We start from the raw sequence: 16,968 nt of genomic DNA, 5'->3' as shown, positions 1-16,968 counted from the left end.
CGACTGGCTTCCTAGCCGCGGTCCGGGCTCCCGGGCGAACGTCCGCCAAGGCGCGTGGTGACTTGGTGCGCAGCGGAGGCGCAAGCCTCGCCCAGGCTTTGCAGCCGCTCGCGGGAAACACGGAACCGGGGGGCCGGGATGAGGACGGCGGCCACGATGTCGCCGCGGTGGTCGTAAACGGGCGCGGCCACGCCGACTTCGTCGATGGACGATTCGCCGTAGTTGATGGCCCAGCCCCGGCTGACTACGTCGCTGAGTTTGATCTGGTAACCGTCAAGGCCAGCATCATCCAGCCCCGGATAGGTGATGGCTCCGCTGCGGAGCAAGGCACGGACCCGCTCGGCCGGCTCGGCGGACAGGAAGACCTGGACGGACGCACTCATGGCGTCCTGGTACCGGGCTCCCAGCGGGGTGGTGTGTTTGATCTGCTGGTGGCTGGCGATCTGTTCCACGCACATCGATTCGGTGCCGTTCCACACCATGAGTGCGCTGGTTTCGCCGGTCTGTTCGGTGAGCTCCCGCAGGACCGGGTACGCCACGCGGCGTTCCTCGAGTTCCGCGAGCAACGGGCCGGCAACGGCGATCAGGCCCAGGCCCAGGCGGAAACGCCGCGTTTCCGGGTCCCGTTCCACCAAGTGTTCCTGCTCGAAGGTGGACAGGATCCGGGAAACCGTGCTCTTGTGCAGGCCGACCCGGTTGGCGATCTCGGTGACTCCGAGCAACGGTTCGTCGGCGGTGAAAGACCTCAGCACGGCGATGGCGTTGACGATGACGGAGGTGCCTTTGGTGTCGCCGTTTCCGTTGGTGTCAGGGGATTCTTCTGGACTCATGGTGGTTCCCATCATTCCGTACGAGGGACGAAAAGCGGCGCCACGTGGGACGTGGCGCCGCTTCTCTGTCCGTTGGGGGGATCAGGCGCCCACGATGTTGTATTCCGGGCCGAAGGGGAACTTCGTGATGTTCTCGGCCCCGTCCTCGCCGACCACCAGGATGTCGTGCTCACGGTAGCCGCCGGCGCCGGGCTGGCCGTCGAGGACGGTGATCATCGGTTCCATGGAGACCACCATGCCCGGTTCCAGCACGGTGTCGATGTCCTCGCGGAGCTCGAGCCCGGCCTCCCGGCCGTAGTAGTGGCTGAGGACACCGAAGGAGTGGCCGTAGCCGAAGGTCCGATTGGCCAACAGTCCGTGGCCCACGTAGATCTCGTTCAGTTCAGCGGCGATGTCCTTGCAGACCGCCCCCGGCTTGATGAGTTCGAGGCCGCGCCTGTGGACTTCCACGTTGATGTTCCACAGCTCCAGGGAGCGGGCGTCGGGTTCGCCGTAGAACAGGGTGCGCTCCAAGGCAGTGTAGTAGCCGGAGGTCATGGGGAAGCAGTTCAGGGACAGGATGTCGTGTTCCTGGATCTTGCGCGTGGTGGCCCAGTTGTGGGCGCCGTCGGTGTTGATGCCGGACTGGAACCAGACCCAGGTGTCCCGGATTTCCGAGTCCGGAAAGGTCCGGGCGATTTCGTGGACCATGGCTTCGGTGCCGATCAGGGCGACCTCGTATTCGGTGATCCCGGCGGTGATCGCGTTGCGGATGGCCTCGCCGCCCAGATCACCGATGCGGGCCCCGTGCTTGATGACCTCGATCTCCTCGGCCGATTTGATCATCCGCTGGCGCATGGCGGCCTGGGCGACGTCCACCAGGGTGGCCGATTCGAAGGCTGCCTGGATCTTGTTGCGGTTGTCCAGCGGGAGCGAATCGTCCTCGACGCCGATTCGGCGAGGGTTGATCCCGCGGGTTCGCAGCACCTCCTGGATGGCGAAGATGTAGTTGTCCCGGCGCCAGTCCGTGTAGACCACGTTGTCACCGTAACTGCGGCGCCACGGCATGCCGGCGTCGATGTTGGCCGTGACGGTCACGGTGTCGTCCTTGGTGACCACCATGGCGTAGGAGCGGCCGAAGTAGGTGAACAGAAAGTCGGAGTAGTACTTGATGGAGTGGTAGCTGGTCAGGACGACGGCGTCCAGGCTCTTCTCGTCCATGATGCGACGCAGGCCGGACAGCCGGCGTTCAAACTCGGCATCTGAAAAGGTCAGCTCTTCCTTCTGTCCGTTGTGCAGGACTTTAAGTCGCTCCAGTTCGGAAATCGACGAGGCGTTCTCGGAGGTGGTGGTGGTCATGGTGGTGCCTTTCTTCGGTGCTGTGCTTTTCGTGAGGAAAGTTGGAGTGGACTGGCTTATTCGTGGGTCAGTGGTTCCCTGCTGGTCTCACGGGAGAGTGCGACGGCGACCAGGGAGATGACGGCCGCAGCGACGAGATACCAGGCCGGGGCCAAGTCGTTGCCCGTGGTGGCGATGAGGAGGGTGGCCATGAAGGGTGCGGTGCCGCCGAAGAGCGCGTTGGAGAGGTTGAAGCTGACGGCGAAGCCGCTGTACCGGACACGGGTGGGGAACATTTCCGCCAGGAAGCTGGGGAGCGTCCCGTCGTTGAGGGTGAGCATGGCGCCCAGCAGGATCTGGACAAGGACGATGACCAGGAAGTCTCCGGTGCCCAGCAGGGCGAAGGCAGGCACGGTCAGCACGATGAAACTGACGGACGCGGCAATGAGCACCTTCTTACGGCCGTAGCGGTCCGAGAGCATTCCGGTCAGGAAGATGAACCCGATGTACGTCAGCAGCGCGATGGTGGTTGCGAGGAAAGATTCGGTTGCCCCGAGGCCGAGCTCGGAGGACAGATAGGTCGGCATGTAGCTGAGGATCACGTAGAAGCCGACGGCGTTGAGCAGCACCGCGCCGACAGCCTTCAGAAGCAGTCGCCAGTGATCGCGGAAGAGGCCAAAGACGGGGGCCTTGATGGTCTGGTCCTCTGCTGCGAGCTCGCGGAAGACCGGAGTGTCTTCCAGCTTGGTGCGGATATAACGTCCGATCAGACCCATCGGAGCGGCGAGAAGGAACGGCAGGCGCCAACCCCAGCTTTGCATTGCGTCGGAGCTGAGCAGGGTGGTCAAAAGACCCGCCAGCAAAGAACCGAGGAGCAGGCCGGCGGCGGTACTTGCGGGCACGACGGCGGCGTAGAGGCCGCGCTTGTTGGCCGGGGCGTACTCCACGAGGAAAGCGGAGGCGCCGGCATATTCACCGGAAGCAGAGAAGCCCTGCGCCACGCGGATTATCAGCAGCAGGATCGGAGCCCAGATGCCGATCGTGTCGTAGCCAGGTATCAGTGCGATGCAGAACGTCGCTCCGGACATGATCAGGATTGACAGGGAAAGTGCCGTCCGGCGCCCCACCCGGTCGCCGATATGGCCCCAGACAAAGCCTCCGAGGGGCCGCACCAGAAACGAGATCGCGAACAGGGCGAAAGTTAGCAGCAGACCCGTCTGGGGATCGGACTCGGGGAAGAAAACCGCCGCGATGGTGACAGCCAGGTAGCCGTACACGGCGTAGTCAAACCACTCGACAAAATTGCCGATGAAGCTCGCAGCGACTACCCGGCGCCGGGTCTCCCTGCTGACCGCGGAGTGTTCCCCACCCGGGCCGGACCCGCCGGCCGTCGGAGGCTGTGGCTCGGCGGGGTCCGGAGCCCGCAGTGAGCCGTGGCCCGGGATGGTTGCCGCTCTGTTTGGTTCGTTACTCATATGTCCACCAATGAAAATTTGGGTTGCACTGAACGCAACGCTGTTGCATCAGACTAGGCGTGACATGTGACACAGTCAATGCCTTTTTGCTTCCGGGACATTAAGTCATACGAGATCTCTCGCGCGGCTGAAGCCGCATGGCGCGTCAGCCAAGAAAGTGATTGACGCAACACTGGCCGCGATCTACAGTTGCACTCAACGCAACACTGTTGCATTCGTCTATCTGTTTCCTTGAACCGAAAGAGGCCGCCATGACGGGCACCCTGAATCAACCCCTGGCCAGCGTCGACGCCGACGTCGCCCGGGCCATTGACCGCGAGCTGGACCGCCAGCAGTCCACCCTCGAGATGATCGCCTCTGAGAACTTCGCCCCCGCCTCGGTTATGGAGGCACAGGGCTCGGTCCTGACGAACAAGTACGCCGAGGGCTACCCGGGCAAGCGCTACTACGGAGGCTGCGAGCACGTGGACGTGATCGAACAGCTGGCCATCGACCGGGTCAAGGCCCTTTTCGGCGCGGAAGCGGCGAACGTGCAGCCCCATTCGGGCGCCCAGGCCAACGCCGCCGCCATGTTTGCCCTGCTGGAACCGGGCGACACCATCATGGGGCTCTCGCTGGCGCACGGCGGACACCTCACCCACGGCATGCGCATCAACTTTTCCGGCAAGCTCTACAACGTGGTCCCGTACCACGTGAGCGAGCACAGCCATCTGGTCGATATGGCCGAAGTCGAGGCCCTGGCCCTCGAGCACCACCCCAAAATGATCGTGGCCGGCTGGTCGGCGTACTCCCGGCAGCTGGATTTCGCGGAGTTCCGCCGGATCGCGGACCTGGTGGGCGCCTACCTCATGGTCGACATGGCGCACTTTGCCGGTCTCGTGGCCGCCGGGCTGCACCCCAACCCAGTCCCGTACGCCGACGTCGTCACCACCACCACCCACAAGACCCTCGGCGGCCCGCGCGGCGGGGTGATCCTGAGCAAGGAGGAGTACGCGCGCAAGATCAACAGTGCCGTCTTCCCCGGCCAGCAGGGCGGCCCGCTGGAACACGTGATCGCGGCCAAAGCCGTCGCCTTCAAGATCGCGGCGTCGGCCGAGTTCAAGGAACGCCAGGAACGCACCCTCGAAGGTGCCCGCCTTCTGGCGTCCCGGCTCCTGAAGGACGACGTCGCCGCCGCCGGGATCTCGGTGGTCAATGGCGGCACTGACGTGCACCTGGTCCTAGTGGACCTGCGGCACTCGGAGCTGGACGGACAGCAGGCCGAAGACCGGCTGCACCAGATCGGCATCACGGTCAACCGCAACGCCGTTCCCTTCGACCCCCGCCCTCCCATGGTCTCCTCCGGGCTGCGGATCGGCACCCCCGCCCTGGCCACGCGCGGCTTCGGCGCCCCGGAATTCACGGAGGTGGCGGACATCATCGCCTCCGCACTCACTTCCCCGGCCATCGACAACGAACTCAGCGACGAAACCGCCGCCGGCCTCCGCCGGCGCGTCAGCGCCCTCGCAGCCAAATTCCCCCTCTACCCGCACCTTGGTGCAAGCGCCGTGGAAACCGGTCTCGAGGCAGAACTGATTGGAGCAGCACAATGAGCACGGAACAGCTTCCGGAGCACCCGGAATTCCTCTGGCGCAACCCGGAGCCCAAGTCCTCCTACGACGCCGTGATTGTGGGCGGCGGCGGGCACGGCCTCGCCACCGCCTACTACCTGGCCAAGAACCACGGTATGACCAACATCGCCGTCCTGGAAAAGGGCTGGCTCGCCGGCGGCAACATGGCCCGGAACACCACGATCATCCGCTCCAACTACCTCTGGGACGAAAGCGCGGCGATCTACGAGCACGCCCTCAAGCTCTGGGAGATCCTGCCGGAGGAGCTTGAGTACGACTTCCTGTTCAGCCAGCGCGGCGTCATGAACCTCGCCCACACCCTGGGCGACGTCCGCGAAAGCATCCGCCGGGTCGGTGCCAACAAGCTCAACGGCGTCGACGCCGAATGGCTGGACCCGCAGCAGGTCAAGGAACTCTGCCCCATTCTGAACATCAACGACAACATCCGCTACCCGGTCATGGGCGCCACCTACCAGCCGCGCGCCGGCATCGCCAAGCACGACCACGTCGCCTGGGCGTTCGCCCGCAAATGCGACGAACTCGGCGTGGACATCATCCAGAACTGCGAAGTCACCGGCTTCCTCAAAGACGGCAACCGCGTGGTGGGCGTCAAGACCAGCCGCGGCACCATCCACACCGAAAAGGTCGGCCTCTGCGCCGCCGGACACAGCTCGGTCCTCGCGGAAATGGCCGGCTTCCGGCTGCCCATACAGTCCCACCCCCTCCAGGCGCTCGTGTCCGAACTCCACGAGCCCGTCCACCCCACGGTGGTCATGTCCAACCATGTCCACGTCTACGTCTCCCAGGCGCACAAGGGAGAACTGGTCATGGGCGCCGGCGTCGACTCCTACAACGGCTACGGCCAGCGCGGATCCTTCCACGTCATCGAGCACCAGATGGCAGCCGCCGTCGAACTCTTCCCCATCTTCGCCCGCGCCCACGTGCTCCGGACCTGGGGCGGCATCGTGGACACCACCCTCGATGCCTCCCCCATTGTCGGCACCACCCCGGTGGAGAACATGTTCGTCAACTGCGGCTGGGGCACCGGCGGCTTCAAGGGCACCCCGGCGGCCGGACTGACCTTCGCGCACACCATCGCCACCGGAACACCGCACACCCTCAACAAACCCTTTGCCCTCGAGCGCTTCGAAACCGGCGCCCTGATCGACGAACACGGCGCCGCCGCCGTGGCCCACTAGAAAGAGGTACGGACATGCTCCTGATCCCCTGCCCCAACTGCGGCCCCCGGGACGAAACCGAATTCCACTACGGCGGCCAGGCCCACGTGCCCTACCCCGAAAACCCGGCGGAACTCACCGACCGTGAATGGGCCGAGTACCTGTTCTACCGCGACAACACCAAGGGCGCCTTCGCCGAACGCTGGCTGCACAGCACCAGCTGCCGGCAGTGGTTCAACATGCTCCGCGACACCGTCACCTACGACATCCAGGCCGTCTACCCGATGGGGCAGCCGCGCCCTGACAAGGAAAACGCAGCCACGGGGACCACAGCCCCCACACTCCCCAGCCCCGTTTCCCCGGAAGGAGCAAGCAAATGACCGCTCAGCCGCAGCCCGCACGCCTCAGCACCGGCGGACGCATTGACCGCAGCGTCACCTGGCGCTTTACCGTGGATGGCCGTGAATTCACGGGCCACCCCGGCGACACCCTCGCCTCCGCCCTGCTGGCGAACGGCCAGCACCGCGCCGGCAACTCCCTGTACGAGGACCGGCCGCGCGGCATCATGTCCGCCGGCGTCGAGGAATCCAACGCCCTCGTCAAGGTCGCCGCCCGGTTCCCGGGACACGTGGCCGAATCCATGCTCCCCGCCACCACGGTGACCCTCGTGGACGGGCTCAGCGCCGAACTGCTCAACGGGCTCGGCAAGCTCGATCCCGAAGAGGACCGCGCCGAGTACGACAAGAAGTACGTCCACACGGACGTCCTGGTGGTCGGCGGCGGCCCGGCGGGCCTGGCCGCGGCGCGCGAAGCGGTCCGCTCCGGCGCCCGGGTCATCCTCCTTGACGACCAGCCCGAGCTGGGCGGCTCGCTGCTGTCCGGCTCCACCGATCCGACCCTCGCGGAGACTATCGAAGGGGTACCCGCCCTGGACTGGGTGTCCAACGTCGAAGCCGAATTGATCTCCGCGGCTGAGTGCACGGTCCTGAACCGCACCAGTGCCTTTGGCTCCTACGACTCCAACTACGTCATCGCGGCCCAGAACAGGACAGACCACCTCCTGACGCCGGCCGCGCCGGGAGTGTCCCGCCAGCGGATCTGGCACATCCGCGCCGCCCAGGTGATCCTCGCCCCGGGCGCCCACGAACGCCCGCTGGTGTTCGAAAACAACGACCGCCCCGGCATCATGCTCGCCTCCGCGGTCCGCAGCTACCTCAACCGCTACGCCGTGGCGCCCGGTTCCCGCGTGGTCGTCAGCACCACCAACGACAGCGCCTACGCCCTGGCCGCCGACCTCCGGGCCGCCGGCATCCGCGTCGAAGCCGTCGTGGACGCCCGTCCGCAGCTGAGCGAAACAGCCGCAGCAGCCGCCGCGGCCGGTACGCGGGTGCTGATCGGCAGCGCCGTCGCCAACACCACCGGCGAGGAAGGGCTCACCGGCGTCACCGTCCGGAGCATCAACGACGACGGCGAACTCACCTCCGGCGTCGAACAGCTCGCCTGCGACCTGCTCGCCGTCTCCGGCGGCTGGTCCCCCGTGGTGCACCTGCACTCCCAGCGCCAGGGCAAGATCCGCTGGGATGATGACCTGGCGGCGTTCGTGCCCAGCAGCGTGGTCCCCAACCAGCAGGTGGCCGGTGCGGGCCGAGGCAGTTTCGAGCTCGCAGACTGTGTCGCCGAGGGCATCTCCGCCGGTGCAGCCGCGGTCGGCGCCGCCGGCTTCGACCCTGAAGACTCTGGCGCCGTCGCCGATCCGCTGGTCTTTTCCGAACCTGTTGCGTCCGCCCCGACACGCCAGCTCTGGCTGGTCCCCGGGCAGGAAGGCGGCCCGGCCGACTGGCACCACCACTTCGTCGATTTCCAGCGCGACCAGTCCGTGGCCGACGTCCTCCGCTCCACCGCCGCCGGCATGCGCTCGGTGGAACACGTCAAGCGCTACACCTCGATCAGCACGGCCAACGACCAGGGCAAAACCTCCGGGGTGAACGCGATCGGTGTCATCGCCGCGGCACTCCGTCAGGCAGGCGAAGCGTCCCGGGGCATCGGGGAAATCGGCACCACCGCGTACCGCGCGCCGTTCACGCCCGTGGCGTTCGCTGCCCTGGCCGGTCGCCAGCGCGGGGAACTCTTCGACCCGGCCCGCCTCACCTCCATCCAACCGTGGCATGTGGCCCAGGGCGCCCTCTTCGAGGACGTCGGGCAGTGGAAGCGGCCCTGGTACTACCCGCAGAACGGTGAGGACATGGACGCCGCGGTCCTCCGCGAATGCGCCGCGGTCCGGGAATCGGTGGGCTTCATGGACGCCACCACCCTCGGCAAGATCGAGATCCGCGGCAAGGACGCGGGCGAGTTCCTGAACCGCATCTACACGAACGCGTTCAAGAAGCTCGCTCCGGGCTCGGCCCGCTACGGTGTCATGTGCACCCCGGACGGGATGGTCTTCGACGACGGCGTTACCCTCCGCCTGGATGAAGACCGGTTCTTCATGACCACCACCACCGGCGGCGCCGCAAAGGTCCTGGACTGGCTGGAGGAATGGCTGCAGACCGAATGGCCGGACCTGGACGTGCACTGCACCTCTGTCACGGAGCAGTGGTCCACCATCGCCGTCGTCGGACCGAAATCCCGCGCCGTCGTGGCGAAGCTGGCCCCGGATCTGGCGGCCGACGGCGGCCTCGACGCCGAGGCGTTCCCGTTCATGACGTTCAAGGAAACAACCCTCGCTTCCGGCGTGCGGGCCCGGATCTGCCGGATCTCGTTCTCCGGCGAACTGGCCTACGAAATCAACATCCCGTCCTGGTACGGGCTGAACACCTGGGAAGCTGTGGCCGCTGCGGGGGCGGAATTCAACATCACCCCCTACGGCACCGAAACTATGCACGTGCTGCGGGCGGAGAAGGGGTACCCGATCGTCGGCCAGGACACCGACGGGACCGTGACCCCGCAGGACGCCGGCATGGAATGGGTCGTCTCCAAGGTCAAGGACTTCATCGGCAAACGGTCCTACGCCCGCCAGGACGCCGGCCGCACCGACCGGAAGCACCTGGTCAGCGTCCTTCCCGTGGACGGCACGATCCGGCTGCCCGAAGGCACCCAGCTGGTGGAGCAGGGCATCACCGTCAACCCTGCCTACGGCCCCGTGCCCATGCAGGGATTCGTGACCTCGAGCTACCACAGCGCGGCGCTGGGACGGTCGTTCGCCCTCGCCCTGATCAAGAACGGCCGCAACCGCATCGGCGAAACCCTGGTGGCCGCCGCCGGGGACCAGCTGGTGGACGTCGTTGTTGCCGAAACCGTACTTTTTGACTCTGAAGGGACCCGCAAAGATGGCTGACACTGCAGCACTCGAAAATTCCAAGAAAATCCAGACCCTCCGGCAGAGCCCCGCGTCGCCGCTGAAGGCAGCGTTTGAAGCGGGATCCGTGACGGGCACCGTGGAGCTGCGCGAGGTGCCGTTCCTGACCATGGCGGGACTCCGGGTCGAACCGGGCAGCGACGCCGGGGAACGGCTGGGCACCCTGACGGGTGGCCTGCCCTCCGCGTCAGGGGAGGTCCGCGGCAGCGGCGGGACCGCGGTGCTGTGGCTGGGCCCGGCAGAATTCCTGCTCGTGGCCCCCGCGGAATCCCACGAAAGCCTGGGCGGCGAGCTTCCCCGTGCGCTGGTGGAGGCACTGGGAGACGGCGCCGGCCAAGTGGTGGATCTCTCCGCCAACCGCACCACGTTCGAACTCTCCGGTCCGCGGGCACGGGCCGTCCTGGAGAAGGGCTGCTCCCTGGACTTGCACCCCCGCGTTTTCAAGACCGGAACTGCGCTGTCCACGGAAATCGGCGGCATCCCCGCCGTCCTGTGGAAGACCGCAGAGGAGGAATACCGGATCTTCCCACGGGCATCCTTTGCGGAGTTCCTCGGCCGCTGGCTCCTCGATGCCATGCGCGAATACGCGTCCCCCGAGGTCCCCTAATGGCGCTCAGCGTCCTGGATCTGTTCTCTGTTGGCATCGGGCCGTCCTCCTCCCACACGGTCGGCCCGATGCGGGCGGCCAAACGGTTCGCCGACGCACTGAAAAGCGACGGGAAGCTGAGCGCCACCACCAGGGTGCAGGCCGAACTATTCGGCTCCCTCGGCGCCACCGGGCGGGGCCACGGTTCGGACAAGGCCGTGGTCCTGGGCCTCCAGGGCCAGGACCCGGACACGGTGGACACGGGAACCGCCGATGACCAGGTCGCGGCCGCTGCATTGGATGCCGAACTTCGGATCGGCGGGGACCACCGGGTGGACTTCAACTGGGACGAGGACGTGGTGCTGCACCGCCGCAAGTCCCTGCCGGCCCACCCCAACGGCATGACTTTCCGGGCGCTGGACCACGCCGGTGCCGTCCTCAGCGAGCGGAGCTTCTATTCCATTGGGGGTGGCTTCGTGGTTGACGGCGATGCCGAAGCCGGCGACCAGGTGGTGCCGGACGACACCGTGCTGCCCTACCCCTTCACGACGGCCGACGAGCTCCTGGACATCTGTAAGCGGGAGGGCATGTCCATCTCCGACGTGATGCTCGCCAACGAACTCATCTGGCGCAGCGAAGCGGAACTGCGGGAGAAGCTGCTGGCACTCTGGGCGGTCATGCGCCAGTGCGTGGACAACGGCTGCGCCGCGGAAGGAATCCTTCCCGGCGGGTTGAACGTCAGGCGCCGGGCGCCGTCGCTCTTCCACACCCTGACGGCGGACACCGGCGTCACCGATCCGCTCCGGGCCATGGAGTGGGTGAACCTCTTCGCCCTCGCGGTCAACGAGGAGAACGCCGCCGGCGGGCGCATTGTTACCGCCCCGACCAACGGCGCGGCCGGCATTGTGCCCGCGGTGCTGCACTACTACGTCAAGTTTGTTCCGGGAGCCGACGACGACGGCGTGGTCCGCTTCCTGCTGGCCGCCGCCGCCGTCGGAATCCTGTTCAAGATCAACGCCTCCATCTCCGGCGCGGAAGTGGGCTGCCAGGGTGAGGTGGGTTCTGCCTGCTCCATGGCGGCCGCCGGGCTGTGCGAGGTGCTGGGCGGTACCCCCGAACAGGTGGAGAACGCCGCCGAGGTGGGGATCGAACACAACCTGGGGCTGACCTGCGACCCCGTCGGCGGCCTGGTGCAGATTCCCTGCATCGAACGGAACGCGATCGCCAGCGTGAAGGCCATCAACGCCGCGCGGTTGGCGCTGCACGGCGACGGCAGCCACAAGGTGGCGCTGGATAAAGCCATCAAAACCATGCGTGAGACAGGAGCGGACATGAAAACCAAATACAAGGAGACCTCCCGCGGAGGCCTCGCCGTCAATGTGGTCGAGTGCTGAGCCATGACTGCCATCGAAGCTGAAACTGCCCTTCCCCAGCCGGCCACCACAGTGGAGCATGTCCTGACGCTCGACTGCCGGGAGTCCCCGGGCATCGTCCACGCCGTCTCCGGCTTCCTGCTGGAACACGGCTGTGACATCATCGACAACCAGCAGTTCGGCGAACGCTCCGAAAAGCACTTCTTCATGCGCGTGCACTTCGCGTCCGACGGCGATGCGGCCACCGCGGACACCCTGCGGGCGGCTTTCGCCCCGGTGGCGGAGCGCTTCGGGATGGGCTGGCGTCTGGAGCCGCACGGTTCCAAGCGCCGCGTGCTGATCATGGTGTCCAAGTTCGGGCACTGCCTCAACGACCTGCTGTTCCGCGCCAGGATCGGCGAACTCCCCATCGAGGTGGTGGCGGTGGTGTCCAACCACACGGACCACCAGACGCTCGTCGAATGGCACGGCATCCCGTTCTTCCACGTGCCCGTCACCGCCGCCACCAAGCCCGAGGCGGAGGGCCGGCTGCTGGAGCTCATTGACGAGTTCGACGTCGAACTGGTGGTCCTGGCCCGCTACATGCAGGTCCTCAGCGACGGACTTACGCGCAAGCTGGACGGCCGGGCCATCAACATCCACCACTCGTTCCTGCCCAGCTTCAAGGGTGCCAAACCGTACCACCAGGCGTACGCCCGCGGCGTGAAGACTGTGGGAGCCACCGCGCATTACGTCAACGCGGAGCTGGATGAGGGTCCCATCATTTCCCAGCAGGTGGTGGAGGTGGACCACACCTACGGGCCGGAAGACCTGGTCGCGGCCGGGCGCGACACCGAATGCAAGGCGCTCAGCAACGCCGTGCGCTGGCACTGCGAAGGCCGCGTGATCCTGCAGGGCAACAGGACAGTCGTGCTGCGGTAGTTCCCGCCGCGTTCCAGCCCAGTTACTGGCCGACGCAGCGCAGGAGCCCGGCGTTTTCCCCAGGACACGCCGGGCGCTGGCCGTGTCGCAAGAAAGTAACTGGGCAGGAGCGCAGCGGGTCCTCATCTGCCCATGCCGTTCCCTCCGGGGCGCCGCCGTGGCACACTGGGACGACTATCGAGTGTCTGGGGGGATACCAGGTCAGGAGATCGTCATGGGCATTCGGATGCACCCCCACACTTCGTGCGGCCGATCGGCGGTGAGCAATCCATGATGATCGGCTGGGCCTACCTCATGGCCGCCATCATGACCATTGACTCGCTCCTGCTGGGGCTGCTGCTGTTGAACGTGAAGTGGCCGAAGCACTGGAAGAAGAACTAGGCCCCAGACGCCTTCCACGGGCAGGAGCGCGATCCGGCCCTCACGCCGTGGGCGCCAGCTCGGCCGCGGGCACAACGACGGCGCCGGTCGCAGTTGAATCCGGGTTCAGCATCCAGCCGACCCGCTTGGCGGCGGTCAGCACCACCACGCTTTCCACAAGCTCGATTCCGGGGATCCGCAGCTGGAGTGCCTGCTCGGCGTTCAGAACGTCCGCCAGGGAATGCAGCCACATCAGGATCACAAAGTTGGTGCGGCCGGTGGTGGAGGCACTGAGCCGGATGTTGCGGAAGGTACGCAGCTCGGCAGCGGCGGCCTCATGCTGGCCGGGCGGAACGTTGGCGAACCACTGGCAGGACACGGGATAGCCCGAATGTTTCTGCGCGATTTCGCACCGGAACGAGAGCACCTGGCTGGCCAGCACCCGGTTCAGCTGCCTCTGGACTGTGGCCGGGCTGCGTCCCAGGGCGCGGGCGATGTCCGCAGCCGCCGCCCGCCCGTCCCTGGCCAGGAACGGGATCAGGTCCAGGTGGCTCTGCGGCAGTGGCGCACCCTGGTTTCCGGCCGGCGTCGGGCCGGAGGCCTCGGGCCCGGCCAGCGCCTGGAGCGCCGCTTTCTGCGACTTGTCCAGGACGTTCAGCCGCCACGCGTAACCGCCGGAGTGCAGCCGCGTGCACAGCGACGTCTGGTACTTGGTGAGGCCCGGAATCTTCCTGAATTGCGGCATCACCTGGTCGCTGAAGTGGGCCAGGGTGGGCGTGATGACCGTCAGCATGAGGTCACGGTTGCTGGCGGCTTCCTCCACTGTGACCACTTCCGGGATGGCCGCCAGCGCGGCTGTGACGTCGTCGCGGAGCTTCATTTCGCAGTCCACCTCCACGAGCGCCAGGCACATCTGCTTCGGATCGCCCATCAGATGGGCCGTAGTCCAGGCCACACCGGAGGCCTTGAGCCGTTCCCAGCGGGCAGCCAGGGTGGTCGCGTGGGCGCCCAGGATGCCGGCGGCGTCCGACCAGCTGATCCGCGGCGCAATCTGCAGCGCGTTGATCAGCTGAAGGTCTTCCTCACTGATCTCCACCGAATGCCCTCCTGAAATGAACTATTCCTGTATTAGCCATCATAGTTCTGCACGTTTCCAGACATTTTATCCCGTGTGACTCCAGTCACTCCACAATTGGTCCTAGCACTTACCAAACGTTCGGGAAGAGGAAACATATGTCGGTCACCGCCGATGCGAGGGAACTGCACAGCCAGATCACCCGGCTGCGCCACGAGCTGCACCAGGAGCCGGAGATCGGCCTGGCCCTCCCCCGCACCCAGGAGAAAGTTCTCAAAGCCCTCGACGGCCTGCCGTACGAAATCACGCTCGGCGAGACCACGACGTCGGTCACCGCGGTCCTGCGCGGCGGCGCACCGCACGTTTCGGCCGACAAACCTGTTGTCCTGCTGCGCGCGGACATGGACGGCCTCCCCGTCCAGGAGCGCACCGGCGTCGGCTACTCCTCCAGGGTCGACGGCGCCATGCACGCCTGCGGGCACGATCTCCACACTTCGATGCTGGCCGGGGCGGCCACCCTGCTGGCCGAACGCCGCGAGCAACTGGCCGGCGACGTCGTCCTGATGTTCCAGCCGGGCGAAGAGGGCTACGACGGCGCCGGGCACATGATCCGCGAGGGGGTCCTGGACGCGGCCGGCCGGCGCGCGGACGCCGCCTACGGCATGCACGTCTTCTCCTCCCTGGAGCCGTACGGCCAGTTCGCCACCAAGCCGGGCGTGATGCTGAGTGCCTCGGACGGGCTGTTCATCACGGTCCTGGGCGCCGGCGGCCACGGCTCCGCCCCGCACGCGGCCAAGGACCCCGTCACCGCGGCCGCCGAGATGGTTACCGCGCTGCAGGTCATGATCACCCGGCAGTTCAACATGTTCGACCCGGTAGTTCTGACCGTCGGCGTCCTGCACGCAGGCACCACAAAAAATGTCATCCCCGAATCGGCGCGCATCGAAGCTACCGTCCGGACGTTCTCCCACGCCTCCCGCGAACGGATGATGTCCGCCGTCCCCATGCTCCTGAAGGGCATCGCCCACGCCCACGGTCTGGAGGTGGACGTCGAATACCGCGCCGAATACCCGCTGAGCATCACGGACGAGAACGAGACCCTCACCGCCGAAAAAATCATCCAGAGCCTGTTCGGGGAGTCCCGGTTGACCCGCTGGGCCACCCCCCTCAGCGGATCCGAGGACTTCTCCCGGGTGATGGCGGAGGTGCCGGGCACCTTCATCGGTCTCAGCGCCGTCGCGCCGGAAGCGGACCACACGTCCACCGCTTTCAACCACTCCCCCTACGCCACGTTCGACGACGGCGTCCTCGCCGACGGCGCAGCGCTCTACGCCGAGCTTGCCATTGCCCGCATCGCGACCCTCGCCGCGGTCACTCCCACGTCCCTCGCTTCCTAGACCTACTTCTCCGGAGAAAATTATGACCACCATCGTTGACCCGCAGCGCGCCAGCCGGGCGGCCACCCGGAAGACCCTCCTCGGTACCGGCATCGGAAACGCCGTCGAATGGTACGACTGGGCGATCTACGCCACATTCACGCCCTTCATCGCCAGCCAGCTGTTCAGCAAAGCGGATCCCGCCTCGGCGGTGCTGGCCACGCTGGCGATCTTCGCCGTTGGCTTCGTTGCACGGCCGGTCGGCGGATTTCTCTTCGGCTGGATCGGCGACCGCATCGGCCGCAAGACGTCAATGACCCTCGCCGTCGGCCTCGCGTCGCTGGGCAGCCTCATGATCGGCGTCGCGCCGTCCTTCGCCACCGTCGGAGTCTGGGCGTCGCTGACGCTCCTGGTCGCCCGGCTGATCCAGGGCCTGGCCCACGGTGGCGAGCTGCCGTCGTCGCAGACGTATCTCTCCGAAGTGGCCCCGAAAGAGAAGCGCGGGCTGTGGGCCACGCTGATCTACACCTCGGGCACGGCGGGAATCCTGGCCGGCACCCTGCTGGGCGCCATCCTGAACATGACCTTGAGCACCGAGGCCATGAACGCCTGGGGCTGGCGCGTTCCGTTCCTGGTCGGTGCCGTCCTGGGTTTGTACGCCTTGATCATGCGCTCCAAACTGCACGAGACCGAGGCCTTCGAAGGCGAGACCGCCTCCGAGAAGCGCGCGCCGATCTGGCCGCAGATCGTGACGCACCGCAAGCAGGCCCTCCAGGTCGTCGGGCTGACGGTGGGTCTCACCGTGATCTATTACATCTGGGGCGTTGTGGCGCCGAGCTACGCCGCGACCGTTTTGAAGATCGACCGCGGTGAAACCCTCTGGGCCAGCGTCGTCGCCAACATCGTATTCATCGCTGCCCTGCCTTTCTGGGGCAAACTGTCCGACCGAATCGGCCGCAAGAAGGTGCTCTGGGCCGGAGCTATCGGGAGTGCCGTTATGCACTTCCCCATGACCTGGCTGCTGAAGGATTCGGCCTGGCAGCTGGCCGTCGGCATGTCCGTGATGCTGATCTTCATCGCCGCCAGCGCCGCGATCGTTCCGGCCGTCTATGCGGAACTGTTTCCCACGAGCATCCGGACCATCGGCGTCGGCGTGCCGTATTCCATCTGCGTGGCGGTATTCGGCGGGACCGCCCCATACCTGCAGACCTGGCTGGGCACCATCGGCCTGTCCAACGTGTTCAACGTGTACGCCGTGGTCCTGCTGATCGTCAGCGCGCTGTTTGTCTTCACCATCCCGGAGACCAAGGGCAAGGATCTGACGCACTAGACGGGGTTCCCCGGGGTATGGGTCCCCGCCACATGCGGCGGTATGCTTCAACATCGCCTCCCGAGTCCGGGGGGGCCCCCCCGGGGGGGGGGCCCCGCGCCCGGGGGGTGAAAAAAAAACAAGAACACAGGCCCCAGAAAGTGTTTTACAAGACAGAAAAAAAAAAAAACCCCGAGAAGGTG

At 66.3% G+C, this 16,968-nt stretch carries 14 protein-coding genes; 10 read left to right on the top strand and 4 right to left on the bottom strand.

The features are described 5' to 3' along the window. Positions 1 to 11: 11 nt before the first annotated feature. The 3 genes from ABIB29_RS07900 to ABIB29_RS07890 all read right to left on the bottom strand — a co-directional run bounded on the left by ABIB29_RS07900 (position 12) and on the right by ABIB29_RS07890 (position 3,622). Positions 12 to 842, bottom strand: a complete 831-nt coding sequence (locus ABIB29_RS07900) for an IclR family transcriptional regulator (protein ID WP_502915577.1) — start codon at positions 840 to 842, stop codon at positions 12 to 14. A 69-nt stretch (positions 843 to 911) separates the two neighbouring features. Then, a complete protein-coding gene (locus ABIB29_RS07895; protein ID WP_354171621.1) occupies positions 912 to 2,168 on the bottom strand; it encodes an aminopeptidase P family protein in 1,257 nt (418 codons plus the stop codon). A 56-nt stretch (positions 2,169 to 2,224) separates the two neighbouring features. Further along, positions 2,225 to 3,622, bottom strand: a complete 1,398-nt coding sequence (locus tag ABIB29_RS07890; protein ID WP_354171619.1) for an MFS transporter — start codon at positions 3,620 to 3,622, stop codon at positions 2,225 to 2,227. Positions 3,623 to 3,873: 251 nt separating this feature from the next. On the opposite strand from ABIB29_RS07890, the gene glyA reads away from it, so the two are divergent. From glyA to ABIB29_RS07850, 8 genes are all read left to right on the top strand, one after another. Continuing rightward, a complete protein-coding gene (gene glyA / locus ABIB29_RS07885) occupies positions 3,874 to 5,214 on the top strand; it encodes a serine hydroxymethyltransferase (RefSeq protein WP_354171618.1) in 1,341 nt (446 codons plus the stop codon). Next, the gene (locus tag ABIB29_RS07880) at positions 5,211 to 6,431 is read left to right on the top strand and encodes a sarcosine oxidase subunit beta family protein (RefSeq protein ID WP_354171616.1); all 1,221 of its coding nucleotides are present in this window, start codon (positions 5,211 to 5,213) and stop codon (positions 6,429 to 6,431) included. The genes glyA and ABIB29_RS07880 overlap by 4 nt, the downstream gene beginning before the upstream one ends. 14 nt (positions 6,432 to 6,445) lie before the next feature. Beyond that, positions 6,446 to 6,790: a sarcosine oxidase subunit delta gene (locus tag ABIB29_RS07875; protein ID WP_354171614.1), complete on the top strand. Its 345-nt coding sequence runs from the start codon at positions 6,446 to 6,448 to the stop codon at positions 6,788 to 6,790. Beyond that, positions 6,787 to 9,744, top strand: coding sequence for a sarcosine oxidase subunit alpha family protein (locus tag ABIB29_RS07870; protein WP_354171612.1), 2,958 nt, complete (start codon positions 6,787 to 6,789; stop codon positions 9,742 to 9,744). The genes ABIB29_RS07875 and ABIB29_RS07870 overlap by 4 nt, the downstream gene beginning before the upstream one ends. Beyond that, the gene (locus tag ABIB29_RS07865; RefSeq protein ID WP_354171610.1) at positions 9,737 to 10,372 is read left to right on the top strand and encodes a sarcosine oxidase subunit gamma; all 636 of its coding nucleotides are present in this window, start codon (positions 9,737 to 9,739) and stop codon (positions 10,370 to 10,372) included. The genes ABIB29_RS07870 and ABIB29_RS07865 overlap by 8 nt, the downstream gene beginning before the upstream one ends. Next, the gene (locus ABIB29_RS07860) at positions 10,372 to 11,745 is read left to right on the top strand and encodes an L-serine ammonia-lyase (protein ID WP_354171608.1); all 1,374 of its coding nucleotides are present in this window, start codon (positions 10,372 to 10,374) and stop codon (positions 11,743 to 11,745) included. Before ABIB29_RS07865 ends, ABIB29_RS07860 begins: the two co-directional genes overlap by 1 nt. A 3-nt stretch (positions 11,746 to 11,748) precedes the next feature. Continuing rightward, a complete protein-coding gene (gene purU, locus ABIB29_RS07855) occupies positions 11,749 to 12,645 on the top strand; it encodes a formyltetrahydrofolate deformylase (RefSeq protein WP_354171606.1) in 897 nt (298 codons plus the stop codon). Positions 12,646 to 12,888: 243 nt separating this feature from the next. Then, on the top strand, positions 12,889 to 13,026 hold the full coding sequence (locus ABIB29_RS07850; RefSeq protein ID WP_354171604.1) for a hypothetical protein: 138 nt from the start codon (positions 12,889 to 12,891) through the stop codon (positions 13,024 to 13,026). Positions 13,027 to 13,066: 40 nt separating this feature from the next. Here the strand turns inward: ABIB29_RS07850 and ABIB29_RS07845 are convergent, their stop codons facing one another. Further along, complete coding sequence (locus ABIB29_RS07845) at positions 13,067 to 14,101, bottom strand: Lrp/AsnC family transcriptional regulator (protein ID WP_354171602.1); 1,035 nt, start codon at positions 14,099 to 14,101, stop codon at positions 13,067 to 13,069. A gap of 137 nt (positions 14,102 to 14,238) precedes the next feature. Between ABIB29_RS07845 and ABIB29_RS07840 the strand changes: the two genes are divergently transcribed. Further along, positions 14,239 to 15,477, top strand: a complete 1,239-nt coding sequence (locus tag ABIB29_RS07840; RefSeq protein ID WP_354171600.1) for a M20 metallopeptidase family protein — start codon at positions 14,239 to 14,241, stop codon at positions 15,475 to 15,477. Between the two features lie 22 nt (positions 15,478 to 15,499). Next, complete coding sequence (locus ABIB29_RS07835) at positions 15,500 to 16,786, top strand: MFS transporter (protein ID WP_354171598.1); 1,287 nt, start codon at positions 15,500 to 15,502, stop codon at positions 16,784 to 16,786. Positions 16,787 to 16,968: the final 182 nt, after the last annotated feature.

Source organism: Arthrobacter sp. UYEF36 (genome assembly GCF_040547025.1).
Classification (GTDB): Bacteria; Actinomycetota; Actinomycetes; order Actinomycetales; family Micrococcaceae; genus Arthrobacter.
The sequence above is the reverse complement of the archived record's forward strand: the minus strand, read 5'-3'. Positions and strand labels throughout refer to the sequence as shown.